The organism is Acidovorax sp. 210-6, from assembly GCF_010020825.1.
GTDB classification, from domain to species: domain Bacteria; phylum Pseudomonadota; class Gammaproteobacteria; order Burkholderiales; family Burkholderiaceae_C; genus Simplicispira; species Simplicispira sedimenti.
Window position 1 is genome coordinate 627873 of the sequence record NZ_JAACJE010000001.1, and the last position, 26301, is coordinate 654173.

Sequence of the window (26301 nt, forward strand, 5' to 3'; positions counted from 1 at the left end):
CGATGCCACGCCAGGATTGTTCCCGGGCCTGTCATACTGGAAACCACAATGTCCGCAGTCGCCCAAGTGCCCATGACCCCTCCCGCCGCTGCACCAGCGTGGATGCAGCGGTTTTCAGCACTCGACCGCACCCAGCGCTTGCGCCTGGGGCTGGGCGTGGTGTTGCTGGTGGCCGCTGCCATTGCCGCCGTGGTGATGGGGCGCCAGCAGGATTACCGCGTCCTGTTCTCCAATTTGTCCGACAAGGACGGCGGCGCCATCATTGCCCAGCTTTCGCAGATGAACGTGCCCTATCGCCATACCGAGGGCGGCGGCGCGATCATGGTGCCTTCGGACCGCGTGCACGATGTACGCCTGCGCCTGGCGTCGCAGGGGCTGCCCAAGGGCACGGTGTCCGGCTTTGAGCTGATGGAAGGCAACCGTTTTGGGGTGACGCAGTTCCAGGAGCGGCTGAACTTCCAGCGCGGGCTCGAAGGTGAGCTGACGCGCACCATCCAGTCCCTGTCCTCCGTGCAGAGCGCGCGCGTGCATCTGGCGTTGCCGCAGCAAAATGGTTTTTTCCGCGAGCAGCAAAAGCCTTCCGCCTCGGTGCTGGTGAGCCTGTATCCAGGCCGGGTGCTGGACCGCGCCCAGTTGGCCGGCATCGTGCACCTGGTGGCTTCCAGCGTGCCGGAGATGCCGCCCACCGCCGTGAGCGTGCTGGATGACACGGGCAAGCTGTTGTCGCAGTCGCCCGAGCCGGGCAGCGGCAATGCGGTGGATGCCCAGCAAATGCAGTACGTGCAGCAGATCGAGCAGCAGTACACGCGCCGCATCATGGAAATCCTCGAGCCCGTGGTGGGACGCAACAACATCAAGGCACAGGTGACGGCCGAGCTTGATTTCAGCCAGACCGATTCCACCCAGGAGCAGTACCGCCCCAACCAGGCGCCCGAGGCATCGGCCATTCGCAGCCAGCAGGTGCTGGAGACCAAAGAAAACGCTTCTGGCAGCTCCACCGGGGTGGGGGTGGCGGGGGCTGTGGCCAATCAACCACCGGCGCCGTCGGCGGCGCCCATCAACGGAGCCAACCCGGCACCACAGGCGGCGGGGCAGCAGCAGGGCACGGATTCGGGCAGTTCCAAGCGTGAATCCACCACCAACTACGAGGTGGACAAGACGGTGCGTGTCACGCGCGGCAACAACTGGGCCATCAAGCGCGTCAACGCAGCCGTGGTGATCAACTACCAGAGCGTGACGGACAACAAGGGCAAGGTGGAGAACAAGCCGCTCTCGGCCGAGCAGTTGGAGCAGATGACCGCCCTGGTGCGTGAAACCGTGGGCTACAACAAGGATCGGGGTGATTCGGTCAACCTGATGAATGCACCCTTCCAGCCCGCCACAGTGGTGGCCGACGACACGCCGCTGTGGAAGCAGCCCGAAACTGTGGAGCTGGCGCGCAACCTGGCGTGGCCTCTGGGTATGTCGCTGTTCGCAGCCATGGTGCTGCTGGGTCTGGTGCGCCCTGCGCTCAAGGCACTGGGCCAACCCAAGGCCATTCCGATGGCGGGCGCGCAGCTGGATGCGGTGGAGGCCGATACGCCCGAGCGGCCCGCACTGCCCGCGCCTGCCAAGCAGGACCAACAGGCGGTGGCCACACCAGAGCAACTGCGCCTGGAAGAGGCGCGTGCCCTGGCGCGCTCCAATCCGGTGGCAGTGGCCAATATCGTGAAGAATTGGGTCAATGGCGATGTTGCCTGATCGACGCTTGAATGGGCAGAACCAACCATGGATGAAGAAGGACTGAACAACGCGGCCATCTTCCTCATGTCCCTGGGCGAGGAGGAGGCGGCCGAAGTTTTCAAGCACCTCTCTCCCAAAGAGGTGCAAAAGCTCGGCGAGACGATTGCGCAGATGCGCAGCGTCTCGCGCGAGAAGGTGGACGAGGTCATCAACAAGTTCTCCAACGTGGCTGCGGCGCAAAGCCTGCTGGTGTCGGACACTGGCAACTACGTGCGCGCAGTGCTCAAGCGGGCACTGGGGGAAGACAAGGCCGGGCTGCTGATCGATCGCATCCTGCAAGGCGGAGACGTTTCGGGGATCGAAAGTCTCAAATGGATGGACCCGCTGTCGGTGGCCGAACTGCTGCGCAACGAGCATCCCCAGATCGTCGCTGCCATCCTGGTGCATCTGGATCACGAGCAATCTGCGGCCGTCATCAAACAGTTCTCTGAACGCCAGCGCAGCGAGGTCATGCTGCGCGTGGCCACGCTCGAGGGCATACAGCCCATGGCGCTCAAGGACCTGAACGAGGTGCTGTTCAAGGTGCTCGCCGGTGGCGACAAGATCCGCAAGACCTCTTTGGGCGGGGTCAAAACGGCGGCAGAAATCATCAACCTGCTGGGCACGAACATCGATACGGCAGTGCTTGAATCCATCCGTGCGCACGATCCCGACCTGGCACAGAAGATCATGGACAAGATGTTCGTGTTCGACGATGTGGCCAAACTCGACGACCGTGCCATTCAAACGGTGCTCAAGGAAATCGCTTCCGAGACGCTCATCGTCGCACTCAAGGGCGCTGCACCCGAGCTGCGGGAGAAGTTCCTCTCCAACATGTCCTCGCGCGCGGCCGAAGCCCTGCGTGAAGACCTGGAGTCGCGTGGCCCCATGCGCCTGTCCGAGGTCGAGGCGCAGCAAAAGGAAATCCTCAAGACCGTGCGCCGCTTGTCGGATGAGGGTCAGATCGTGATCGGAGGCGGTGGTGACGACGCCTTCGTCTAAAAGCAGCCGGGTGTACGCGCGCTTCATCCCGAGCGAGGAGGTGGGCGATGTCACGCAGTGGAAGTTTGGCGCCGTCGATGGCTCCGAACCCGTTCCAGAGGAAGCCCCCGAACCCGCCCCCCCCGATCCTGCGCTCATCGAAGCGGAGTACCAGCAGGCCCTGGCGCAGGCGCGCACCGATGCCTTTGCCGAGGGGCAGGCGCAAGGCCATGCCCAGGCCAGCCTGGAGTGGCAGCAGCGCCTGGACGATTACATTGCCCAGCAGGGCGCGGAGGCTGCCCAGCGGGTCGAGGCCATTGTGCGGGGCTTCCAAATGCGGCTCGACCAGTTGCAGCAAACGGCCGCGCAGGAAGTGCTGGAGCTCGCCAGCGAAATTGCGCGCCAGGTCGTGCGCCGGGAGCTGCAGGCGGATACCCAGGCATTGCTGCCGGTGGTGCGCGAAGCACTGTCCATGCTTTCGGTGGACAGCGGCACAGCCACCGTGCGCCTGAACCCGCAGGACCATGCCCTGCTCGAAGCGGCCTTGCAGCAACAGCCCACTGCGCAACGCGTGCAGTGGGTGGCCGATGCGTCGGTGGCGCCTGGTGGCTGCCTGGTGGAGCAGGCGGGCATGGTCATTGACGGCAGTCTGGACAAGCGCTGGCAGCGCGCCATTGCCCCGCTGGGCCTGGCGCAGCCCTGGGAGCACGGCAGTGACGAACGCCACGACTGAGCCCCTTGCTCCATCGCCCTGGCAGGAATACCTGCGTAGCGCCCGGGCCCTCGTTGCCGATGGCCCCGATCTGGAGGCGCGCGGCACGCTGACGCGCCTGACCGGTCTGGTGCTGGAGGCCGTGGGCATTCGTGTGCCCGTGGGCTCGCAGTGCCTGGTGCAGATGCCAGGCAAAGCGCCGGTGCTGGCAGAGGTGGTGGGCTTTTCGGGTGAGAGGGCCTTTCTGATGCCGGCGGGCGACATCCACGGCCTGTCCAGCGGAGCGGCGGTGGTGCCTGCGGCCCCGTATGTGCCCGTGCCGCGCCTGGGTGAGCCTGTGCGGCCCGTCAACCGCGTGGGCGCCTTGCGTGTACCGCTGGGCGAAGGGCTGCTGGGGCGGGTGGTCGATGCGCAGGGCAATCCTCTGGACCACGCCGGTCCCCTGCGGGATGTGGCCGCCGAGCCCATGGGGCGCAGCCAGATCAACGCCATGGACCGCGACCCCGTGCGCGAACCGCTGGACACCGGAGTGCGCGCCATCAATGCGCTGCTCACAGTGGGCCGTGGGCAGCGCCTGGGCCTGTTTGCGGGCTCGGGGGTGGGCAAGAGCGTGCTGCTGGGCATGATGGCGCGTTACACCCGGGCCGACGTCATTGTGGTCGGCCTTATCGGCGAGCGTGGCCGCGAGGTCAAGGAGTTCGTTGAAGACATTTTGGGCGCGCAGGACCGTGGCCGCGCCGTGGTGGTGGCCGCTCCTGCCGACGCGCCGCCACTGCTGCGCATGCAGGGCGCGGCCTATGCCACAGCCGTGGCCGAGTATTTTCGGGACCAGGGCAAGCATGTGCTTTTGCTCATGGATTCGCTCACCCGCTACGCCATGGCGCAGCGTGAAATCGCCCTGGCCATCGGCGAACCACCGGCCACCAAGGGCTACCCGCCCTCGTGTTTTGCCAAGCTGCCCCAGCTGGTGGAGCGCAGCGGTAACGGGCTGCACGGGGTGGGCTCCATCACGGCGTTCTACACCGTGTTGTCCGAAGGGGACGACCAGCAGGACCCCATTGCCGATGCCGCCCGCGCCATTCTGGACGGGCACATCGTGCTCTCGCGCGCCCTGGCAGAAAGTGGGCATTTCCCGGCCATCGACATTGAACAATCGGCATCGCGCGTGATGCATAACGTCGTCACGCGCGATCACTTCGAGCTGGCGCGGCAGTTCCGCGCCATCTATTCGCGCTACCAAAAGAGCCGCGACCTGGTGCAGGTGGGTGCGTACCTCAGCGGATCGGACCCGCTGCTGGACGAGGCCATTCGCCTGCAGCCTGCCCAGCAAGCCTTCTTGCAGCAGGGCATGTTCGAGGCCGCCACCTTTGAAGACAGCATTGACGCCATGGGCGCAGTGCTGCAACAGTGAGGCGAGGCAAGAACATGACCAAGCCCAACGCACTGTCTGTGGCCGTGGAAATGGCCACCCGCCAGCGCGACGAGGCGCGCCGCGTGCTGCAGCATGCCCAGGGCGCGCAGCGCGCTGCCCAGGACCAACTGCAGGTGCTCCAGGGCTATGCACAGGAGACCGAGAGCCGCTGGGGCATGCGGGCGCAGGCCACTGTCGCCCCCGAGGTGATGTTCCACCACTACCACTTCATGGGCCGGTTGGACCATGCGGCAGGGTTGCAGTCGGGCGTGGTGGACGACCATGCCCAGCGAGTCGCCTTGGCGCAGCAGCAATTGCGCGATGCCGAGGTCCGGTTGGCCAGTCTGCGCAAGCTGCTGGAAAAGCGACAGATGGAAGCCCTCCAGGCGCAGGCCCGGCGGGACCAGAAGATGACCGACGAGCGTGCCGCCCTGCGGCATCTGTCGTCCGCCCACGGCCATTGAAGGCCCAGGAGAAAAATCATGGAAACCACACGTGTTCCCGGACAACCCGCCCACAACGCCGCAGCCATCGCTCGGCAGAAGCCCGGACAGCCTCCGGCTGGCGACGACAGCGCGGCGGCCGGGGGGTTTCTCGCCTTGCTCGCAGCGATGGGGGGGGACGAGGGCGCCATCACCGTGGCAGGCAACGAAGGCTTGTTGTCGCACTCCGATGGCACCACTCCCCAGGATAGCGTGCCCACCTCTGCAGAGATCGCGCAGGGCCTGTTGCAGGCGGGGTTGCTGGTGCAGCAGGGATTGCCTGCACAGCCCGCGGGTGTGCAGGGCGCGGTGCCGTTGGCGGGGCAAGCCGGGAGCGGTGCTTTGCCGGCAGCGGTGAATCTCTTGGGCGCCGAGGGAGGCAATCTGTCGGGCGTGCTTGCACAAGTGCTGGCAGACGGCCTCGTGGCCCAGACGACACGCATGGACGCTGCCATGGCGGGGGGCGTGGGTACCTCTGCCGAGGGCGTCGGTGTAGCGGCGGCAAGGGCGCCGGCAGGCCTGTGGGGCAAGAGTGCGGCAGGCGCTGGCGGGGGGCTGGGCGCGGCACTCTCCTTGCAGGACAGGGTGTTCACTGGCAAGGCGGGTGCCTCCAAGCTGGCGGTGGCCGGTGGCGGTGATGGGGCCGTTGCGCCGTCCGCCAGCGCTGTGGCGCCTGCGGTCTTGCAGGCGCAGGGCGCTTTGTTGGGTGGGGCTGGTGGGCCACGTGAGGCTGGCCCTGTGCCAGTTGAGGCGCTGGATCCGTCGGTCGCAGGCGGCGCTGCCGTTGCTGCTCCCCATTCCACACGTTCCCAGGAGCAAGGCCAGAGCCTGGGGCAGCAACAAGGTGGCGCAGCCCCTGGAACCGAGTTGGGCTCCACGGAAGCCGCGCAGCTGCCGGGCGCAGAAGCCTCTTACGAAGCGGCCATGGTGGCCGCCGAGGAGGCCTTGACCGAACAGGTGACGTACTGGGTGAACCAGAACCTGCAGAAGGCCCAGCTCACGGTGGAGCATGAAGGGGGCCTGGTGGACGTTAGCGTGGCCTTGCAGGGCAACGAGGCGCATGTGTCGCTCATGGCCGACCAGGCGCAAGCGCGCGATGTGCTGGATGCAGACCAATCCCAACTGCGTGAGCTGCTGCGCCAGCAGGGCCTGGAGCTGGCTGGTTTGACCGTGGGCCTGTCCGCGGGACGCCAGGGTGGTCAGCAGGAGCGGTCATCCGGGCAGGCGGGCCAACCCTCGGGGACTGCTGCGCGGGCGGGTGAGGCGGGCACCACAGCCCGGGTCGGCGTCCGTGTGCTGACCGATCGCGCCGTGGATCTCTTCGTCTGAGCCTCTGTCCTCACAGGCGGGGGGCAGGCACGCGCAGCACCCCAGAATGCCGTGGTTTTGCCGTTTTATTCTGGCTATCATGCATTGGCATGTGCCCAATAATGGGCCATGCCTGCGGCTTTGACGTTGCTCCAACGCGCCGCAAGTGCCTGTACCTGAAGCTGGGAACCACAACGTGTCCACCAACGCACCTGCCGATACCGCCAAGAAGCCCGCCAAGAGCAAGAAGCTGCTGATCATTGTCGGCGCGCTGGTGTTGCTGCTGGTCGTAGGTGGGGGCGGTGCCTTCTGGTTTCTCAAAAGCAAGGCCCACAGCGAAGAGGGCGAGGAAGCGCCTGCCAAGGCTGCCGAGCCAGCAACGCCTTCCGTGTTTCTGCCTTTGGACATGTTGGTGGTCAACCTGGCCGACAACGGGGGCGAGCGGTTTGCCCAGTTGGGTATTACCTTGGAGTTGGCGGATCTCAAGACCGAAACCCTGGTCAAGCAGAACATGCCCACCATACGCAATGGGGTGTTGCTGCTGGCTTCGCAGCGCACGGCCGAAGAGCTGCTGACGCGCGAAGGCAAGGAAAAGCTGGCCAATGACATCCTGCGCGAGGTCTCGCGGCCGCTGGGCTTTGAGATTCCCAAAGCCAAGCCCAAACCAAAGGATGCAGAGGCAGACGAGGAAGAAGACCGCCCTCGTCCCAAGAAATCGGCCAACCCGGTGCGGCGGGTGCTGTTTTCGAGTTTCATCATCCAGTGACCTGCACCGGAGCGCGCCATGAGCGAATCATTCTTATCGCAGGAAGAGGTGGATGCCCTCTTGGAGGGGGTGACGGGCGAAAGCCAGAAGACCGAGGAGGAAATCCTCGAAAAAGGGGAGGTGCGCAACTACGACATCTCCAGCCAGGAGCGCATCGTCCGCGGCCGCATGCCGACGATGGAAATCGTCAACGAGCGGTTTGCACGCAACTTTCGCATCGGCCTGTTCAACTTCATCCGCCGCAGTCCTGAAATCTCGGTGGGCACGGTGGCGGTGCAACGCTACAGCGCCTTCTTGCGCGAGCTGGCGGTTCCCACCAACTTCAACATCGTTGCCATCCGGCCGCTGCGCGGCAGCGGACTCATTGTGTGCGAGCCCTCGCTGGTGTTTGGCGTCATCGACACCTTGTTTGGGGGCGTGGGCAAGTTCCAGACGCGTATCGAGGGCCGGGATTTCTCACCCACCGAGCAGCGCGTCATCAACCGCCTGGTCGATGTGATCTGCACCGAATACAAAAAGGCTTGGCACGGTATTTACCCCTTGGAGCTGGATTACCAGCGCTCCGAGATGCAACCCCAGTTTGCCAACATTGCCACGCCCAGCGAGATCGTGGTGTCCACAGCGTTCCAGTTGGAAATCGGCGATCTGTCAGGCGCCATCCATGTATGCATGCCCTACGCCACGCTGGAGCCCATCCGCGATGTGCTGTATTCGTCCACCCAGGGCGATTCGATCGAGGTGGACCGGCGCTGGGTGCGTGTGCTGTCGCGCGAAATCCAGGCCGCTGAAGTCACCCTGGTGGCCGAGCTGGCCAAAACCGATACCACCGTGGAGCAGTTGCTCGCCATGAAGCCCGGCGATTTCATCGAGCTGGATCGCCAGCCGCGCATCCGTGCCTCCGTTGGTGGGGTTCCTGTGTTCGATTGCCAGTACGGCACGCACAACAACAAGTACGCGATCCGCATCGAAGAGTGCCTGCGCACTGGCGATGCGGGCTGGATGGGAGAGAAGAATGGCCTCTGAAGAAAACCCCGACAACAAGCCCGGCGACGCCGCAGACGACCCTTTTGCCGATTGGGCCGAGGCGCTGGAGGAGCAAAAGCGCACCGAAGACTCGGGTGCCGCCGAGCAGGGCGGTCCGCTGACGGGTGGTGCGGCCATGCCCTTTTCCGGGGCCAGCAATGACGCGCCCACCCAGGACATCAACATGGTGCTGGACATTCCGGTCCAGTTGTCGGTGGAGCTGGGGCGCACCAAGGTGCCCATCAAATACATTCTTCAACTGGCCCAGGGGTCGGTGGTGGAGTTGGACGCGCTGGCCGGCGAGCCCATGGACGTGCTGGTCAACGGCTACCTCATCGCCCAGGGCGAGGTCGTGGTGGTGAACGACAAGTTCGGTATCCGCTTGACCGATGTGGTGACCCCTTCCGAGCGTTTGCGCAGGCTCAGCCGTGGCTGATGGAGCGATGACCCAGGCGCTGGTCGCCGTAGTGCTGTTCATGGCGGCCATGGCCGCCTTGCCCTGGCTGGTGCGGCGCTTGCAGCAGCGCCAAGCCGGTGGCATGGCCGGTGGGGGCATGGTGTCCAAGGTGGTGTCTGCCGTGGCTGTGGGTCCGCACCAGCGTGTGGTGACCGTGGAGGTCGGGCCCGAGAACGCCCGCACTTTGCTGGTGTTGGGCGTGACGGCGCAGAACATCCAGTGCCTGCATGTGCTCTCTGCACCCGCCGCGCCTGTGCCCGCGCCGGACTTTGCCCGCGCCCTGCAGGAGCAGACGCGCATTCCTGCGCCACCGGAGCCGCACCATGCGCCGTGAAGGGTGGCGTGCCATTCGTGTCCTGACGTCGCTGGTGCTGTGCACCTGGCAGGTGTCGGCCTGGGCGCAGTCGGGGGGCAGCCTGCCGGTGCTGGTGGGCTCTGGCAGCAACGGCACGAGTTTTTCGGTGCCTATCCAGACGCTGTTGTTCTTTACGGCGCTGTCGTTCCTGCCGGCCATCTTGTTGATGATGACGGGGTTCACGCGCATCGTGATCGTGCTGTCGCTGCTGCGCCAGGCGCTGGGGACACAGTCGGCGCCACCCAACCAGGTGATCATCGGTCTGTCGCTGTTTCTGACTTTTTTCGTGATGGGGCCGACGCTGGACAAGGTGTACCAGGATGCCTACCTGCCCTACACCAAGGACGCCATCAGTTTTGAGCAGGCCGTCGATCGCGCCCAGGCGCCCATGCGCAGCTTCATGCTCAAGCAGACACGCCAGTCCGACTTTGCCTTGTTTGCGCGGCTGGCCAAGCTCGATGCGTCGGTTTCCGCCGAAACGGCGCCCATGCGGGTATTGATTCCGGCGTTTGTCACCAGCGAGCTCAAGTCCGCGTTTCAGATCGGTTTTTTGATCTTCATCCCTTTTCTGGTCATCGACATGGTGGTGTCCAGCATCCTCATGTCGTTGGGCATGATGATGCTCTCGCCCGTGCTGGTGGCACTGCCCTTCAAGCTCATGCTCTTTGTGCTGGCCGATGGGTGGAACCTGCTCATTGGCTCGCTGGCGGCCAGTTTTGTCACTTAGGAACTTTGTAGGAATGCAGCCATGACGGCCCAGATGGTGCTCACGATCGGCAGCGATGCGCTCACGCTGCTCCTGATGATTGCCATGCCCGTGCTGGGCGTGGTGATGGGCGTGGGTCTGGTGGTGAGTATTTTCCAGGCCATCACCCAGATCCATGAAGCCACGCTCGCCTTTGTTCCCAAGCTGGTGGCCGCAGTGGCGGTGTTTGCCATTGCCGGACCGTGGATGGTGACTACGCTGGTGGACTACATCCGGCGCACCATCGAGTCCATTCCCTCGGTGATCGGCTGAACACCGCGCGTTCCGCTCCCGCGCCATGATCACTTTTGCCGAATCGCAACTGGTGGCATGGATCTCGCCCATCCTCTGGCCGTTTCTGCGTGTGCTGGCGTTGTTCTCGGTGGCGCCGCTGTTTTCCATGCGTGCCGTGCCCATGCGCGCCAAGATCGGCCTGGCCTTTTTCGTGGCGCTGTGCGCCCAGGCCGTGTTGACGGATCAGCCGGTGGTCTCGATCAACGGCCCCCAGGCCTTGGGCGCCGTTGCGCAGCAGGTGGTTGTCGGCCTGGCCATTGGCTTTGCCATGCGCCTGGTCTTTGCCGCCGTGGAACTGGCGGGGGAGGTGGTGGGCCTGCAGATGGGCCTGAACTTTGCGTCCTTCTTCGATCCCACCAGCAACGCGCAGGTCAGCGCTGTGGCGCGGTTCTATGGTTACTTGGCCATGCTGCTGTTCGTGGTCATCAACGGCCACCTGATGGTGTTGATGGCGGTGGTCGAGAGCTTCCGGCGCTTTCCGACCGATGGCAACTTCCTGCACTCGCTGCAGCAGATGCACCTGCATGAGTTGGGCGCGGCACTTTTTTCAAGCGCTCTGTGGATTGCGCTGCCCATGATTGCGTTGCTGCTGTTCGTGAACCTGACCATGGGTGTCATCTCGCGCATTGCGCCGCAGATGAACATCTATGCTGTGGGTTTTCCGGTCACACTCAGCGTGGGTCTGCTGGGCATTGCGGCGACCCTGCCCATGCTGGAGCAGCCTGTGCTCACGTTGTTCCAGCGGGCGTTGGATACGATCGGTCTATAGTCGAAACGCTATAAAAATCATAGCTACTAGCGCTTGTAAATAGCGCGCTATCGCCGTATTTATTCTGTAACTATTACACCAGTGCGTTGCGGATGGCGTAGGCCGTGAGTTCGGCGTTGTTGGTGAGTTTGAGCTTTTCCAGCACGCGCGCGCGGTACACGCTCACGGTCTTGGGGCTGAGCATCAGTTCCTCGGCGATCTCCGATAGCTTGCGGCCGGAGGCGATCTTGAGCAGGGTCTGCAACTCCCGTTCCGACAGCGTGGTGTGCAGCGCTACGTCTTCGGGCTGGGCAACGCTCTCGGCCAGCATCTGGGCGACTTCGGGCGTCAGGTATTTGCGTCCATGGGCCAGGGTGTGCACGGCCTCGATCAGCGCCACCGGGTCAGCGGCCTTGCTGGCATAGCCCTGGGCACCGGCGCGCAGGCAGCGTACGGCGTACTGGTCTTCCGGGTTCATGGACACCACCAGCACTTTGATGGACGAGTGTGTCTCCTTGAGGCTGGCCAGCACCTCCAGTCCGCTGCGGCCGGGCATGTTCAGGTCGAGCAGCAGGATGTCGCAGGGTGCGGTGCGCAGCGCTTCGCGCAGCTCGGGGTAGCTGCCTGCTTCGGCGGTGACTTCGATATCGGGGGACTCGGCCAGGGTGTCACGGATGCCGCGGCGCACCACGGCGTGGTCGTCACACAACACAACGCGGATCATGGGACATCTCCAGAGTCTGGCAGGGGGTGCAGGGGCACCGAGAGTATCACCGAGCTGCCCTGGCCAGGACGGCTGCTCACATCCAGCCAGCCGCCCACGGTCCGTGCACGTTCGCGCAGTCCCTGCAGGCCGAAGGACCGGGGCCGGGCCGGAGCGGCGGGGTCGAAGCCCCGGCCGTTGTCGGTCACTTCCAGTGTCAGCACGTCCTCGGTATCGGTCAGCTCCATGCGCACAATCGTGGCCTGGGCATACTTGGAGATGTTGGTAAGGGCTTCCTGCGCGGTGCGGTAGGCCACCAGCTGCACGGCGTCGGTCAGATCCATGCGCGCGCTGCACAGTTGCAGGGTCACAGCGATACCCGTGCGCTGGCCAAAATTGTCGGCCAGCCATTGCAGGGCGGCCACCAGCCCCTGGTCCAGCATGGGAGGGCGCAGGTTCATCATGATGCGCTGGCTGGCCCCCAGGGCGTGCTGCAGCATGGCGGTGGCGGCTTGGGCGTGCTCCTGCACCGGTGCCTGTTGCGCATGGCGTCCGATCCAGGACAGGTCGAACAGAACGGCCGTCAGTGCGCCGCCGATGTCATCGTGGATTTCGCGCGCGATGGCGGCGCGCTCCTGCTCGATGGAGGTTTGCAGGTGTTCGGTCAGCTCGGCCAGACTTTGGCGTGAGGCGGCCAACTCCGCTGCGGCGCGGGCCTGTGCCTTGCGGGCGTTGTGTACTTCCAACGCCCGTTCAATGACGTGGGGCAGGCGGGCGAGGTCGTCCTTGAGCACGTAGTCGGCCATGCCCTGGCGAATGGCTTCCACGGCAGCGGCTTCGCCAATGGCACCGGAAAGCAGGATGAACGGGGGAGGGTTGGGGTGACGGGTCAGCAGTGCCCAGGCATCCAGCGCGGTAAAGCCGGGCAGATGGTAGTCCGCCAGCACCACTTCGCAGTCCATGTGATCCAGCGCATCCTGAAAAGCCTGCAGGGTATCGACGGCCAGGATGTCTGCGTTCCAGCCTGCACGGCGCAGCGTCAGCCGGGTCAGTTGCTGATCTGCGGGCGAGTCCTCCAAATGAAGGATGCGCAAAGTTGTATCTGTTGCACCATCTTGCATGGTTAGGGCTATCATAGGATACAAATTGGTACAAACAACGTTGTCGGTCCTCTGGTTCGGAGAGCGTAAGCGATGGAATGGGCCAGGGGTGCCACTGGTGTGGCAGGGCTTCGGGTTTTACTCGTAGGGCGGTGAGAGAGATTCGTGTATCTTGTCACCATCAGCGGCAATGGAGGAGCGATGGAATCAGAGCCAACAAGTCCTGGGGGTCCGGAGGTTCGCCTGCCTGTGATGGTGGCTGCCGAAGTGCAGGATTCGCTGCTCGTGGTCATGCACGACCTGCACCGCCTTGAAGGGCTGATCAGCCATGCCACGGACAACCTGCTGGAGCGCTTTGGCGTTGCCAACCAAAACCTGACTGAGTCCAATGTGGGGGATTCGCCGGAGCTTCAGGCGGCCCGCGAGGCCCTGCGCAGCGCAGTCACGGAGTTGCAATTCCAGGACATGGCCTCGCAATTGATCTGGCACACCACCAAGGTGCTGCAGTCTTGTGCTTTTCGACTGGCCGCAGAATCCATGGGCCAGGAGGATGGAGAGGAGGCGGCGTCCTTTGTGGAAATGGCGCCGGATCGACCCAATCCAGTGACTCAGAGTGAGATGGATGCGGGCTCCATCGATTTGTTCTGATGGCAGACAAGTCCGCAAACCCCGATATATTCAGCAACCAATAAGACCGTTGGAGCAATAAATGCATTCGATCCTCGCCGTAGATGACTCTCCGTCCATGCGGAAGATGGTTTCTTTCACCTTGACGGGTGCCGGCTACCAGGTGGTCGAGGCGGTCGATGGACAGGATGCGCTGGAAAAGGCGCAGACCCACCACATCGACCTCGTGCTCGCCGACCAGAACATGCCCCGGCTCGACGGTATCGGCCTGACGCGCAAGCTGCGGGAGGACCCGCGGTTCAAGACCATTCCCATCCTTATCCTGACCACCGAATCGAGTGATCAGATGAAGCAGGCTGGCAAGGCTGCGGGCGCTACCGGCTGGCTGGTCAAGCCCTTCGATCCGAATCGCTTGATCGAAGTGCTCAAGAAGGTGATCCGCTGATCGGCGCGGTCGCAGGCGGCACGCACACAGGAGTCCCCCATGGCAGAAGTTCACCAAGAAGGTGCAGGCGCCGATTTCGACCTGTCACAGTTTTACCAAATCTTCTTTGAGGAGGCGGCCGAGAATCTGGACCAGATGGAGCAGATGCTGCTCGATCTGGATTTGGAGCAGGCCAACGACGAGGAGCTCAACGGCATATTCCGTTGCGCCCATTCCATCAAAGGTGGAGCGGCTACCTTCGGATTCGCCGATGTGGCCGAGTTGACGCACCAGATGGAGTCTCTGCTCGATCGCCTGCGGCGCCATGAGCTCCAGCCCATTCCTCAGATGGTGGATGTGCTGCTGGAGTCTGCGGACGCGTCTCGCAGCCTGTTGGCGCGGCACCAGTCCGGCGCCCAGGATGAGCCGCCTTCGACCGCAGATCTGGTGCAACGTATCAGCGTGCTTGCCGCAGGGCAGGTGCCGGTGGAGACGGCCAAACCACAGGCCGTTGTGGCAGCACCTGTGACCGTAGCGCCAGTACCGGCACCGGCAGCGCCTGCGGCGCCTGCGGCCAAGCCCGGTGTTCGGTCCTTGCAGATTCGCATTGGACCGGTCGAGCGAACGGAGCAGGCTGAAGCCATCAAAGAACTTTTCCGAGACATTCCCGGCCTTGGGACCATTGCCGATGTGCCTGGCGACAACCCCTCGGTGCGGGTGTTTGCTGTGGAGACCTCGTCCACAGACAACGATCTGTTGGACCTGTTCGCTTTCCACGTCTCCAAGGAGCAGATACAGATCCAGGATGCCTCGGCACCTGCAACAGCTCCCTCCGCCCCCGGCTCGGAAGAGAGCCCTGAACATGGCGCCTTCGGCTTCTTTGCCGATGCACCTGGTGCGCCAGGCAGCAAACCCGCCAATGCCTTGGGGGCCATTGAGCCGACCTCTGCAGTCACACGCATCGCACCCAAGCCTGCCGTGGAAGCCAAGGCTGGATCCCAGGCACAAATGGAGTCCAACACCATTCGTGTCTCGGTAAGCAAGGTGGATCAGTTGATCAACTTGGTGGGGGAGCTGGTCATTACCCAGGCCATGCTTGCACAGAACAGCCAGGGGTTGGACCCGGCCGTGTATCAGCAGCTGCTTTCTGGTTTGGCAGATCTGGATCGCAACACCCGGGATCTCCAGGAATCGGTCATGTCGATTCGCATGATTCCCATGTCCATCGTATTCAGCCGATTCCCTCGCATGTTGCGTGATTTGGCCAACAAGTTGGGCAAGAAGGTGGAGCTGGTGACCCTGGGTGAGGCGACCGAACTGGACAAGGGCTTGGTTGAAAAAATCACCGATCCTCTCACGCACTTGGTGCGCAACAGCGGGGATCATGGAATTGAAATGCCCGCAGAACGCCTTGCCAAGGGTAAGTCAGAGCACGGCACTATCACGCTGTCCGCATCGCACCAGGGGGGCTCTATCGTCATCGAGGTGCGCGACGATGGGCGTGGCCTGTCACGCGAGAAGATCCTCAACAAAGCCCGCGAGCGGGGGATGGACGTGTCTGACCAGATGAGCGATCAGGAAGTCTGGCAACTCATTTTTGCACCAGGCTTCTCCACCGCTGACACTGTGACGGATGTGTCCGGGCGTGGCGTGGGCATGGACGTGGTCAAGCGCAATATTGCAGCCCTCAATGGCACGGTGGAGATCGATTCCTCTGAGGGCTACGGAACCAAGGTGTCTGTCCGTCTGCCACTGACCCTTGCCATCATGGACGGCATGTCGGTGGGTGTTGGCGACGAGGTGTACATCTTGCCTTTGTCGTCCGTGGTCGAGTCTTTCCAAGTCAACCCCGATGATGTCAATACCGTGGCCCAGGGCTCGCAACTGGTGAAGGTGCGCGAGGAGTACATGCCCGTCATTGCGGTGGAAAAAGTGTTCGAGGTGCCACGGTTCGACATGGACAAGTCGAGCAACATCATGGTGGTGGTCGAAGACGACGGTAACCGTGTCGCTTTGCTGGTCGATGAGCTGCTGGGGCAACACCAGGTTGTGGTCAAGAACCTGGAATCCAACTACCGCAAGGTACCCAATGTGTCTGGGGCGACGATCCTGGGGGATGGGCGGGTTGCCTTGATTCTGGACATTGGCGGCTTGGTCAGGCGCGCGCGCCATTGAGGCGCGGAGCTGGTTTGAATGCACTCAAGTGAGGAGGAATTCCCATGAACGTGATGGAAAAAAACACTGAAACGACAACCACGGGTGCACGTGAATACCTGACCTTTCGCTTGGATCAGGAAGAATATGGCATCGACATCCTGAAGGTACAGGAGATTCGCGGCTATGAGCCACCAACGCGCATTGCCCATGCGCCGGCGTTCATCAAAGGGGTGGTGAACCTGCGTGGCACCATCATCCCGATCGTGGACATGCGCTTGAAATTCAACTGCTCCAAGGCTGAGTACAACAGTTTCACCGTGGTCATCATCCTGAACCTGCGTAACCGTGTAGTGGGGATCGTGGTCGATTCCGTCAGCGATGTGATGGAGCTTTCAGCGGAGAGTATTCGTCCGGCACCGGACATTGAAAGCGTGATCGACAACGATTGCATCATGGGCCTGGGTTCGGTGGGCGAGCGCATGCTCATTCTGTTGGACATCGAAAAGCTGATGTCTGGCTTGGACATGGGGCTGGCATCGGCGAGTTGAGGTACAGGGGCTGTGCCACGGCACGGCGCCTCCACACCTTCTGCGTATGACCCGAGCGGTCGCCCTTATCGGAAAGATCCAGCATGTTGCGCCAAACAGATGCTTCTGCAGAGCTAGCACCCGAGCGCCGCAGGCCAGCGCTTGAGCCTGCTGCGTCCACTGCAGGTCCTTTGGCCCAAGGCCGGGAGTTCGTCTGGACGGATGCTGATTTTGCGCGGGTCAAATCCCTGATCTACCAACGTGCAGGGATCAGTTTGCATGACGGCAAGCACGCCATGGTATATAGCCGTTTGTCGCGCAGACTGCGTGAGACCGGACATACCAGTTTCAATGATTATTTGGGGTGGTTGGAATCTCACGACGGGAATGAATGGCAGGAGTTTGTCAACGCGCTGACCACCAATCTCACATCATTCTTCCGAGAGTCTCATCACTTCGACATTTTTTCGGCGCATCTGCGTTCGCGGCCCGCTGGCTCGCCCTGGAGCGTCTGGTGCAGTGCGGCATCCACGGGCGAAGAGCCATATTCCATCGTGATGACGGCGATGGAGGCCTTGGGAAACAACCCTTCCTTCAAGCTGACCGCCAGTGATATCGATTCGCGTGTCTTGGCTACTGCAGCCCAAGGGGTGTACCGGCTTGAATCCATCAAAGGTTTGAGCCAGGAGCGCTTGCAGCGCTTCTTCCTGCGCGGTAAGGGCAGCAATGCGGGCATGGTCCGTGTCAAGCCTGAACTGGGCCGCATGATCGATTTCATCAGCGTCAATCTGATCCGTGACGACTGGCCGTTTCGTGAGCCTTTCGATGTGGTTTTCTGCCGCAACGTGATGATTTACTTCGACGGACCGACGCAGCGTCGTGTGCTGGAGCGGATTCACAGGGTTCTCAAGCCAGGGGGCATGCTGTTTGTAGGGCATGCAGAGAACTTCAGTGAGTCCCGCGATCTTTTCACCCTGCGAGGCAAGACGGTCTATGAGCGCCGTTAAGTGCCGCAACTACTGTCCAGTCCATTACTTTTATAAACGCATCCATTCCGGTCAACACCATGTCGAACGCGCCACCCCTCCATGCCTCCGGGATGCCTGACCGTCGCCGCGCACCGCGCATTGCGCCTCTGTCTCCCGATATCTATCCCACCAGTGCCTCCCCAGCGCCTCGGGTGGCGCTGGATGAGCTGAAATCTCGCCCGGTCAAGCCAGGGCAGGCTTCGTTCTTCTTCTTCGATCATCATTTCCAGTACAACGCAGTGAAGGTGCTGCCGGGCGAGTACTACGTTTCTCACGAAGATCTGGTGATCATGACGGTGTTGGGTTCATGCATTGCCGCCTGTCTGTGGGACAGTCGCATGCGTGTGGGCGGTATGAATCACTTCATGCTGCCGGAGGGGGATTCTTTGGATGTGTCGGGGAGATACGGCTCCTACGCCATGGAGCTGTTGATCAACGAGATGCTCAAGCTCGGTGCGCGCCGTGAGACCATGCAGGCCAAGATTTTTGGTGGAGCGCAGGTTATGCACAGCTTCACCACCATGAATGTGGGCGAGCGCAATACCCAGTTCGTGGTCAACTACCTCCACACGGAGCGCATCCCGGTGGTTTCGGAGGATGTTCTCGACATCTATCCGCGCAAGGTGTGCTTTTTCCCTGTGACGGGCAAGGCCATGGTCAAGCGGCTGGCACACGCTCACCCCGAAGAACTGGTGGCGCAGGAAAAGCGTGGCAATGCAGCCACGGTTGCCACTGCCACTGCGGGCGGGTCTGTCGACCTTTTTTGAACTACAGGGATTCGATGAGCAAGAAGATACGAGTGGTGGTGGTGGATGATTCTGCGCTGGTGCGCAGTCTCCTGTCCGAGATCATCAATCGCCAACATGACATGGAGTGCATTGGCACCGCCAACGATCCGCTCGTGGCGCGTGAGATGATCCGAGAACTCAATCCCGATGTCATTACGCTGGATGTCGAGATGCCGCGCATGGATGGCATTGATTTTCTCGGCCGACTTATGCGCCTGCGACCAATGCCGGTGGTGATGATCTCCACGCTGACCGAGCAGGGGGCCGAAGTGACCCTCAGAGCGCTGGAACTGGGGGCGGTGGATTTTGTCGCCAAGCCTCGCGTGGGTGTGGCGACGGGTCTGAGTGACCTGGCGGGGCAGATTGTGGACAAGATCCGTGTGGCTGCTGTGGCGCAAGTGCGCAGAGCCTCCGCGCGGGATCCTGCGGCCAGTGCGGTGACAAGTGGCAATCCATCTATGCCTGCGGCCGGTTTATTAGGGCGGCTCTCGACGGAAAAGGTGATCTTTATCGGCGCATCGACGGGGGGAACAGAGGCAATCAAGGAAATACTGGTGCATATGCCTGCCGATTCTCCGGCCATCGTGATCACGCAGCACATGCCCGCAGGTTTCACCACCAGTTTTGCTGCCCGACTCAACAGCTTGTGCCAGATCACTGTCAAAGAAGCAGTGAATGGCGAGCGCATTCTGCCAGGCCATGCCTATATTGCTCCGGGGGGAAAGCAATTCCATATCAGCCGCAGTGGAGCCAACTATGTGGCCGTGGTGGACGATAGCCCCCCGGTCAACCGTCACAAGCCCTCGGTAGAAGTCCTGTTCAAGTCTGCTGCGGCAATGGTGGGCCGAAATGCCTATGGCGTCATGTTGACGGGAATGGGCGCGGACGGTGCAACAGCCATGCGCGAGATGAAGGATGCTGGCAGTTACAACTATGTGCAGGATGAGGCCAGTTGCATCGTCTTTGGAATGCCCCGTGAGGCCATCGCCCATGGTGCTGCGGATGAAGTATTGCCCTTGAATCAAATTGCGCCTGCCCTGGTCGCACGCCTGCGCAGTCAGTCCGACAAGGTCATGCACCGGATCTGAGTCTCAGTCTGCCAGGAGGGGGCAGCGATCCAGGGCGTGCATGGTGAGTTAGGCATTTTCGTGATATACTAGCGGGCTTCGCTGCTCGGAGCTGACGGTTTTGTTGGATTTGGGTGGTGGGGCAAAAAAGTTCCTTGTGACTTGAAAGTTGGTTAAAAACCGATGTACAATGCAAGGCTTCGCTGAACAGAAGGTTGCTGCTTGCGGTGGTTCTGGTTGGTGGGGGTGCTGAAGAGACGAAAGACCTTCAGTGTTGACGGGAAATAAAAAATCCTGTTATAATTTGAGGCTCTGCTGATCGCAGCGGGGTTTGCAAAGAGAGAGATACTTTTTGCGGTGTACGTTAAAAACATACAGCCGATAAGCGTGGGCGTTTGAGGCGAGTGACCAAGTTCGAAAGAACAAAAGTCGCAAGACTGAAACGCTCATGGAAATAGAAGTGAAGTTCACTTCAATTCCGTTTTTATGAGTAATAGCCGAAAGGCTTTAAATTTTAAGATCGAACTGAAGAGTTTGATCCTGGCTCAGATTGAACGCTGGCGGCATGCCTTACACATGCAAGTCGAACGGTAACAGGTCTTCGGATGCTGACGAGTGGCGAACGGGTGAGTAATACATCGGAACGTGCCCGATCGTGGGGGATAACGCAGCGAAAGCTGTGCTAATACCGCATACGATCTACGGATGAAAGCGGGGGATCGCAAGACCTCGCGCGGACGGAGCGGCCGATGGCAGATTAGGTAGTTGGTGGGATAAAAGCTTACCAAGCCGACGATCTGTAGCTGGTCTGAGAGGACGACCAGCCACACTGGGACTGAGACACGGCCCAGACTCCTACGGGAGGCAGCAGTGGGGAATTTTGGACAATGGGCGCAAGCCTGATCCAGCCATGCCGCGTGCAGGATGAAGGCCTTCGGGTTGTAAACTGCTTTTGTACGGAACGAAAAAGCTCTCTCTAATACAGGGGGTGAATGACGGTACCGTAAGAATAAGCACCGGCTAACTACGTGCCAGCAGCCGCGGTAATACGTAGGGTGCAAGCGTTAATCGGAATTACTGGGCGTAAAGCGTGCGCAGGCGGTTATGTAAGACAGAGGTGAAATCCCCGGGCTCAACCTGGGAACTGCCTTTGTGACTGCATAGCTGGAGTGCGGCAGAGGGGGATGGAATTCCGCGTGTAGCAGTGAAATGCGTAGATATGCGGAGGAACACCGATGGCGAAGGCAATCCCCTGGGCCTGCACTGACGCTCATGCACGAAAGCGTGGGGAGCAAACAGGATTAGATACCCTGGTAGTCCACGCCCTAAACGATGTCAACTGGTTGTTGGGTCTTCACTGACTCAGTAACGAAGCTAACGCGTGAAGTTGACCGCCTGGGGAGTACGGCCGCAAGGTTAAAACTCAAAGGAATTGACGGGGACCCGCACAAGCGGTGGATGATGTGGTTTAATTCGATGCAACGCGAAAAACCTTACCCACCTTTGACATGTACGGAATCCTTTAGAGATAGAGGAGTGCTCGAAAGAGAGCCGTAACACAGGTGCTGCATGGCTGTCGTCAGCTCGTGTCGTGAGATGTTGGGTTAAGTCCCGCAACGAGCGCAACCCTTGCCATTAGTTGCTACGAAAGGGCACTCTAATGGGACTGCCGGTGACAAACCGGAGGAAGGTGGGGATGACGTCAAGTCCTCATGGCCCTTATAGGTGGGGCTACACACGTCATACAATGGCTGGTACAAAGGGTTGCCAACCCGCGAGGGGGAGCCAATCCCACAAAGCCAGTCGTAGTCCGGATCGCAGTCTGCAACTCGACTGCGTGAAGTCGGAATCGCTAGTAATCGTGGATCAGAATGTCACGGTGAATACGTTCCCGGGTCTTGTACACACCGCCCGTCACACCATGGGAGCGGGTTCTGCCAGAAGTAGGTAGCCTAACCGTAAGGAGGGCGCTTACCACGGCAGGGTTCGTGACTGGGGTGAAGTCGTAACAAGGTAGCCGTATCGGAAGGTGCGGCTGGATCACCTCCTTTCTGGAAAACTGTCACACAAATTGAACGCCCACACTTATCGGTTGTTGGAAGAAGTCGCTGCGAAGGCGGGAAACTGCCCTGAGGCGGTGGCCGGCTTGGGTCTGTAGCTCAGTTGGTTAGAGCACCGTCTTGATAAGGCGGGGGTCGTTGGTTCGAGACCAACCAGACCCACCAAGTGCGGTGCCATGCGAAGCGACACGACAATGCGATTCCTGGGGGATTAGCTCAGCTGGGAGAGCACCTGCTTTGCAAGCAGGGGGTCGTCGGTTCGATCCCGTCATCCTCCACCAACCCAAAAAAATGCTTCAACACCAAAGCGGCTTTGCAAAAGGCTGCTTTGTTGTTGATCGAGATAGAGCGATCAAACGGCTGTTCTTTAAAAATTCATAGAGTCGAATCAGCGTTGCCGGCGGAAAGCAGGAAACTGCACCGTGCCGCCGGTGACAAAAATTTGATTGCGTCAAAACGAACGAACTTTGTTTGTTCAAGTAATGACGAATAGTTCTCCAGGTAGAAATACCGAAGAAAGATTCACATTACGGCATAACGCGCGAGGTGAAAGACCTCGCAAGTCAAGACAGATGGCGGAGATGTTTCGAAAGAGACGTCAAAGTTATAGGGTCAAGTGACTAAGAGCATGTGGTGGATGCCTTGGCGATGATAGGCGACGAAAGACGTGATAGCCTGCGAAAAGCTTCGGGGAGCTGGCAAATAAGCTTTGATCCGGAGGTATCTGAATGGGGAAACCCACCTAGCGATAGGTATCGTTGACTGAATACATAGGTCAACGAAGCGAACCGGGTGAACTGAAACATCTCAGTAGCTCGAGGAAAAGACATCAACCGAGATTCCGAAAGTAGTGGCGAGCGAAATTGGAAAAGCCTTGCAGTGATAGCGCGCTGGTTAGCAAAACGGGATGGAAAGCCCGGCCATAGCAGGTGATAGCCCTGTATGCGAAAGCCAACGTGTGGTACTAGGCTGCAGACAAGTAGGGCGGGGCACGAGAAACCCTGTCTGAACATGGGGGGACCATCCTCCAAGGCTAAATACTCATCATCGACCGATAGTGAACCAGTACCGTGAGGGAAAGGCGAAAAGAACCCCGGGAGGGGAGTGAAATAGATCCTGAAACCGCATGCTTACAAAAAGTAGGAGCCCGCAAGGGTGACTGCGTACCTTTTGTATAATGGGTCAGCGACTTACATTCAGTGGCAAGGTTAACCGAATAGGGAAGCCGTAGAGAAATCGAGTCCGAATAGGGCGAATTTAGTCGCTGGGTGTAGACCCGAAACCAAGTGATCTACCCATGGCCAGGATGAAGGTGCCGTAACAGGTACTGGAGGTCCGAACCGACTAGTGTTGCAAAACTAGCGGATGAGCTGTGGATAGGGGCGAAAGGCTAAACAAACTTGGAAATAGCTGGTTCTCTCCGAAAACTATTTAGGTAGTGCCTCAAGTATTACCGTCGGGGGTAGAGCACTGTTTAGGCTAGGGGGTCATGGCGACTTACCAAACCTATGCAAACTCCGAATACCGATGAGTACAGCTTGGGAGACAGAGCACCGGGTGCTAACGTCCGGACTCAAGAGGGAAACAACCCAGACCGCCAGCTAAGGTCCCTAAAATTGGCTAAGTGGGAAACGAAGTGGGAAGGCTAAAACAGTCAGGATGTTGGCTTAGAAGCAGCCATCATTTAAAGAAAGCGTAATAGCTCACTGATCGAGTCGTCCTGCGCGGAAGATGTAACGGGGCTAAGCCAGTTACCGAAGCTGCGGATGCACAGTTTACTGTGCGTGGTAGGAGAGCGTTCTGTAGGCCTGTGAAGGTGTGTTGTAAAGCATGCTGGAGGTATCAGAAGTGCGAATGCTGACATGAGTAGCGTTAAAGGGGGTGAAAAGCCCCCTCGCCGTAAGCGCAAGGTTTCCTACGCAACGTTCATCGGCGTAGGGTGAGTCGGCCCCTAAGGTGAGGCAGAGATGCGTAGCTGATGGGAAACAGGTCAATATTCCTGTACCGATGTGTAGTGCGATGTGGGGACGGAGAAGGTTAGCTCAGCCAACTGTTGGACATGTTGGTTCAAGCCTGTAGTCGTGCCTGGTAGGCAAATCCGCCGGGCTAAGATGAGGGGTGATAACGAGGAAGCTTGCTTCCGAAGTGAGTGATACCCTGCTTCCAGGAAAAGCCACTAAGCTTCAGCTGCACACGACCGTACCGCAAACCGACACTGGTGCGCGAGATGAGTATTCTAAGGCGCTTGAGAGAACTGCGGAGAAGGAACTCGGCAAATTGATACCGTAACTTCGGGAGAAGGTATGCCCTAAGTAAGTGAAGTTGTACAAATGGAGCTGAACAGGGTTGCAAAAAATCGGTGGCTGCGACTGTTTAATAAAAACACAGCACTCTGCAAACACGAAAGTGGACGTATAGGGTGTGACGCCTGCCCGGTGCTGGAAGATTAAATGATGGGGTGCAAGCTCTTGATTGAAGTCCCAGTAAACGGCGGCCGTAACTATAACGGTCCTAAGGTAGCGAAATTCCTTGTCGGGTAAGTTCCGACCTGCACGAATGGCGTAACGATGGCCACACTGTCTCCTCCGCAGACTCAGCGAAGTTGAAATGTTTGTGATGATGCAATCTCCCCGCGGAAAGACGGAAAGACCCCATGAACCTTTACTGTAGCTTTGTATTGGACTTTGAACGGATCTGTGTAGGATAGGTGGGAGGCTTTGAAGTGAGGTCGCTAGATCTCATGGAGCCAACGTTGAAATACCACCCTGGTGCGTTTGAGGTTCTAACCTGGGTCCCTTATCGGGATCGGGGACAGTGCATGGTAGGCAGTTTGACTGGGGCGGTCTCCTCCCAAAGCGTAACGGAGGAGTTCGAAGGTACGCTAGGTACGGTCGGACATCGTGCTAATAGTGCAATGGCATAAGCGTGCTTAACTGCGAGACTGACAAGTCGAGCAGATGCGAAAGCAGGACATAGTGATCCGGTGGTTCTGTATGGAAGGGCCATCGCTCAACGGATAAAAGGTACTCTGGGGATAACAGGCTGATACCGCCCAAGAGTTCATATCGACGGCGGTGTTTGGCACCTCGATGTCGGCTCATCTCATCCTGGGGCTGTAGCCGGTCCCAAGGGTATGGCTGTTCGCCATTTAAAGAGGTACGTGAGCTGGGTTTAAAACGTCGTGAGACAGTTTGGTCCCTATCTTCCGTGGGCGCTGCAGATTTGAGGAAGCCTGCTCCTAGTACGAGAGGACCGGAGTGGACACACCTCTGGTGTACCTGTTGTCACGCCAGTGGCATCGCAGGGTAGCTAAGTGTGGAAGAGATAACCGCTGAAAGCATCTAAGCGGGAAACTCGTTCCAAGATGAGATCTGCCGGGGGCTCGACCCCCCTGAAGGGTCGTTCTAGACCAGGACGTTGATAGGCTGGGTGTGCAAGAGCAGCAATGCTTTGAGCTAACCAGTACTAATTGCCCGTGCGGCTTGACCCTATAACTTTGACTTAACCGTCAATCTGTTATGCCAAGCACGCAATCAAATTCAATCTGACAAGACTCTATGAATTCGCCAGCCAGACCAACCATCTGGCCAGCAACAAGTTATGCCTGACGACCATAGCAAGTTGGTACCACTCCTTCCCATCCCGAACAGGACAGTGAAACGACTTTGCGCCAATGATAGTGCGGATCCCCGTGTGAAAGTAGGTCATCGTCAGGCTCCTATTCCAGCCCAGCAGCGCCCCGCACTAATACAGTGCGGGGCGCTTCTGCTTGGAAATCTCAATTCGTATCCAATACCACTCATCGGATACGATTGACCGATTGCAACCTCTTCCAGTTACCAGAACCACGCCATGGCGATCACCTACAGCATCCGGGATCTGGCCAAAGAATTTGATCTCACCACACGGGCCATTCGTTTTTACGAGGATGTCGGTTTGCTCTCTCCGGCGCGAACGGGGCCGGGAGGACGGACGCGTAGCTATACCGCACGCGACCGTACGCGCCTTAAGCTGACCTTGCGCGCCAAGCGCCTGGGGCTGTCGCTGACCGAAGCCAAAGAGATCATTGATCTATACGACAGCCCTCGAGACACGGGCGTGCAGCTGCAAAAATTTCTGACGGTCCTGGAGCAACATCGCCGCCAGTTGGAAGAGCAGATGGCCGACCTTCAATCCAATCTGGACGAAGTCAAAGAACATGAGAAAGAGGCCAGGGCATTGCTCGCAAAAATGGCTAAAATTCCTGCATAATTGACGTTTACGTAAACGTAAATTCAGGAGGCGCCATGCAAGAGGCAGTCTGGGTTCCCAAATACTCACTGTACCGGCAGCGGGTGGAGGACAGCTTTGCCCTTCAAGGCGTGATGCAAACCCTGGGCGCAAGGCTGGAAAAGCTGGAGCCAGGAGCCGTGGACATTGGGCTGGCTTGGGACCGCAGCTTGACCCAACAACATGGATTCCTGCACGCTGGAGTTGTCTCTACGGCGTTGGACTCTGCCTGCGGTTACGCGGCGTTTTCCCTTATGCCGGAAGATGCTGCGGTGCTTACCATCGAATTCAAGATCAACCTCTTGGCCCCCGCCAAAGGTGAGCGCTTCCGGATGGAGGGGCGCGTACTCAAGCCGGGCCGAACCATCACCGTGTGTGAGGGGCGGGCCTACGCGCTGCAAGATCAGAAAGAAACGCTCATCGCCACCATGAACTGCACACTCATGACGGTGATGGGTCGCACAGACATCCGGGGCTGATGTCCCTTTTCACCCCCAATAGACCAAGG

At 60.0% G+C, this 26301-nt stretch carries 24 protein-coding genes, 2 tRNA genes and 3 rRNA genes; 27 read left to right on the top strand and 2 right to left on the bottom strand.

The features are described from left to right. The first annotated feature begins 48 nt into the window (after positions 1 to 48). The 13 genes from fliF (at position 49) to fliR (ending at position 11064) form a co-directional block, all read left to right on the top strand. On the top strand, positions 49 to 1740 hold the full coding sequence (fliF, locus tag GWK50_RS02910) for a flagellar basal-body MS-ring/collar protein FliF (protein WP_162015210.1): 1692 nt from the start codon (positions 49 to 51) through the stop codon (positions 1738 to 1740). A gap of 27 nt (positions 1741 to 1767) precedes the next feature. Then, on the top strand, positions 1768 to 2763 hold the full coding sequence (gene fliG, locus GWK50_RS02915; RefSeq protein WP_162015211.1) for a flagellar motor switch protein FliG: 996 nt from the start codon (positions 1768 to 1770) through the stop codon (positions 2761 to 2763). After that, positions 2744 to 3475 carry a FliH/SctL family protein gene (locus GWK50_RS02920; RefSeq protein ID WP_242455274.1) on the top strand — a complete coding sequence of 244 codons (732 nt, stop codon included), beginning with the start codon at positions 2744 to 2746 and terminating at the stop codon, positions 3473 to 3475. Before fliG ends, GWK50_RS02920 begins: the two co-directional genes overlap by 20 nt. A 31-nt stretch (positions 3476 to 3506) precedes the next feature. Further along, the gene (fliI, locus tag GWK50_RS02925) at positions 3507 to 4865 is read left to right on the top strand and encodes a flagellar protein export ATPase FliI (protein ID WP_197905042.1); all 1359 of its coding nucleotides are present in this window, start codon (positions 3507 to 3509) and stop codon (positions 4863 to 4865) included. A gap of 14 nt (positions 4866 to 4879) precedes the next feature. Then, positions 4880 to 5329, top strand: coding sequence for a flagellar export protein FliJ (fliJ, locus tag GWK50_RS02930; protein WP_162015213.1), 450 nt, complete (start codon positions 4880 to 4882; stop codon positions 5327 to 5329). A gap of 18 nt (positions 5330 to 5347) precedes the next feature. Continuing rightward, positions 5348 to 6676 (top strand): flagellar hook-length control protein FliK, encoded by a 1329-nt coding sequence (locus tag GWK50_RS02935; RefSeq protein WP_162015214.1) that lies wholly within the window; start codon positions 5348 to 5350, stop codon positions 6674 to 6676. 175 nt (positions 6677 to 6851) lie between these two features. Then, positions 6852 to 7421 (top strand): flagellar basal body-associated FliL family protein, encoded by a 570-nt coding sequence (locus GWK50_RS02940; RefSeq protein WP_162015215.1) that lies wholly within the window; start codon positions 6852 to 6854, stop codon positions 7419 to 7421. An 18-nt stretch (positions 7422 to 7439) separates the two neighbouring features. Then, complete coding sequence (fliM, locus tag GWK50_RS02945) at positions 7440 to 8444, top strand: flagellar motor switch protein FliM (RefSeq protein WP_162015216.1); 1005 nt, start codon at positions 7440 to 7442, stop codon at positions 8442 to 8444. Continuing rightward, entirely contained in the window at positions 8434 to 8880 is a 447-nt protein-coding gene (fliN, locus tag GWK50_RS02950; protein ID WP_162015217.1) for a flagellar motor switch protein FliN, read from the top strand. The genes fliM and fliN overlap by 11 nt, the downstream gene beginning before the upstream one ends. 7 nt (positions 8881 to 8887) lie before the next feature. Then, positions 8888 to 9235, top strand: a complete 348-nt coding sequence (locus GWK50_RS02955; RefSeq protein WP_162015218.1) for a flagellar biosynthetic protein FliO — start codon at positions 8888 to 8890, stop codon at positions 9233 to 9235. Beyond that, a complete protein-coding gene (gene fliP, locus GWK50_RS02960) occupies positions 9225 to 9983 on the top strand; it encodes a flagellar type III secretion system pore protein FliP (RefSeq protein ID WP_242455275.1) in 759 nt (252 codons plus the stop codon). The genes GWK50_RS02955 and fliP overlap by 11 nt, the downstream gene beginning before the upstream one ends. Before the next feature lie 21 nt (positions 9984 to 10004). Continuing rightward, positions 10005 to 10274, top strand: a complete 270-nt coding sequence (gene fliQ / locus GWK50_RS02965) for a flagellar biosynthesis protein FliQ (protein ID WP_162015219.1) — start codon at positions 10005 to 10007, stop codon at positions 10272 to 10274. A 25-nt stretch (positions 10275 to 10299) separates the two neighbouring features. Next, positions 10300 to 11064 (top strand): flagellar biosynthetic protein FliR, encoded by a 765-nt coding sequence (fliR, locus tag GWK50_RS02970; RefSeq protein WP_162015220.1) that lies wholly within the window; start codon positions 10300 to 10302, stop codon positions 11062 to 11064. Between the two features lie 73 nt (positions 11065 to 11137). On the opposite strand, the gene GWK50_RS02975 is transcribed toward fliR, so the two are convergent. Together GWK50_RS02975 and GWK50_RS02980 are read right to left on the bottom strand one after the other, a co-directional pair. After that, a complete protein-coding gene (locus GWK50_RS02975; RefSeq protein ID WP_162015221.1) occupies positions 11138 to 11767 on the bottom strand; it encodes a response regulator transcription factor in 630 nt (209 codons plus the stop codon). Further along, positions 11764 to 12867 carry an ATP-binding protein gene (locus GWK50_RS02980; protein ID WP_162015222.1) on the bottom strand — a complete coding sequence of 368 codons (1104 nt, stop codon included), beginning with the start codon at positions 12865 to 12867 and terminating at the stop codon, positions 11764 to 11766. Before GWK50_RS02980 ends, GWK50_RS02975 begins: the two co-directional genes overlap by 4 nt. A gap of 180 nt (positions 12868 to 13047) precedes the next feature. Here GWK50_RS02980 and GWK50_RS02985 point away from each other — a divergent pair, with 180 nt between their 5' ends. From GWK50_RS02985 to GWK50_RS03050, 14 genes are all read left to right on the top strand, one after another. Further along, positions 13048 to 13494 (top strand): hypothetical protein, encoded by a 447-nt coding sequence (locus tag GWK50_RS02985; protein ID WP_162015223.1) that lies wholly within the window; start codon positions 13048 to 13050, stop codon positions 13492 to 13494. Between the two features lie 61 nt (positions 13495 to 13555). Further along, on the top strand, positions 13556 to 13918 hold the full coding sequence (locus GWK50_RS02990) for a response regulator (RefSeq protein WP_162015224.1): 363 nt from the start codon (positions 13556 to 13558) through the stop codon (positions 13916 to 13918). A gap of 39 nt (positions 13919 to 13957) precedes the next feature. Further along, a complete protein-coding gene (locus GWK50_RS02995; protein WP_162015225.1) occupies positions 13958 to 16072 on the top strand; it encodes a chemotaxis protein CheW in 2115 nt (704 codons plus the stop codon). Between the two features lie 44 nt (positions 16073 to 16116). Next, the gene (locus GWK50_RS03000; protein WP_162015226.1) at positions 16117 to 16602 is read left to right on the top strand and encodes a chemotaxis protein CheW; all 486 of its coding nucleotides are present in this window, start codon (positions 16117 to 16119) and stop codon (positions 16600 to 16602) included. Positions 16603 to 16685: 83 nt separating this feature from the next. Continuing rightward, the gene (locus GWK50_RS03005; RefSeq protein WP_162015227.1) at positions 16686 to 17588 is read left to right on the top strand and encodes a CheR family methyltransferase; all 903 of its coding nucleotides are present in this window, start codon (positions 16686 to 16688) and stop codon (positions 17586 to 17588) included. A 59-nt stretch (positions 17589 to 17647) separates the two neighbouring features. Further along, on the top strand, positions 17648 to 18376 hold the full coding sequence (gene cheD / locus GWK50_RS03010; RefSeq protein WP_162015228.1) for a chemoreceptor glutamine deamidase CheD: 729 nt from the start codon (positions 17648 to 17650) through the stop codon (positions 18374 to 18376). Positions 18377 to 18390: 14 nt separating this feature from the next. After that, positions 18391 to 19485 (top strand): chemotaxis response regulator protein-glutamate methylesterase, encoded by a 1095-nt coding sequence (locus GWK50_RS03015; protein WP_162015229.1) that lies wholly within the window; start codon positions 18391 to 18393, stop codon positions 19483 to 19485. A 501-nt stretch (positions 19486 to 19986) separates the two neighbouring features. Then, positions 19987 to 21515 (top strand): 16S ribosomal RNA (locus GWK50_RS03020). 97 nt (positions 21516 to 21612) lie between these two features. Beyond that, positions 21613 to 21689 (top strand) — tRNA-Ile (locus GWK50_RS03025). A gap of 40 nt (positions 21690 to 21729) precedes the next feature. Further along, a tRNA-Ala gene (locus tag GWK50_RS03030) sits at positions 21730 to 21805 on the top strand. Between the two features lie 329 nt (positions 21806 to 22134). Then, a 23S ribosomal RNA gene (locus GWK50_RS03035) occupies positions 22135 to 25014 on the top strand. Positions 25015 to 25127: 113 nt separating this feature from the next. Continuing rightward, positions 25128 to 25240, top strand: a 5S ribosomal RNA gene (gene rrf / locus GWK50_RS03040). Together the 16S, 23S and 5S rRNA genes with 2 tRNA genes alongside form the textbook arrangement of a ribosomal RNA operon. A 136-nt stretch (positions 25241 to 25376) precedes the next feature. Then, entirely contained in the window at positions 25377 to 25775 is a 399-nt protein-coding gene (locus GWK50_RS03045; RefSeq protein WP_162015230.1) for a MerR family DNA-binding transcriptional regulator, read from the top strand. 35 nt (positions 25776 to 25810) lie between these two features. Further along, positions 25811 to 26272 carry a PaaI family thioesterase gene (locus GWK50_RS03050; protein WP_162015231.1) on the top strand — a complete coding sequence of 154 codons (462 nt, stop codon included), beginning with the start codon at positions 25811 to 25813 and terminating at the stop codon, positions 26270 to 26272. The last annotated feature ends 29 nt before the right edge of the window (positions 26273 to 26301 follow it).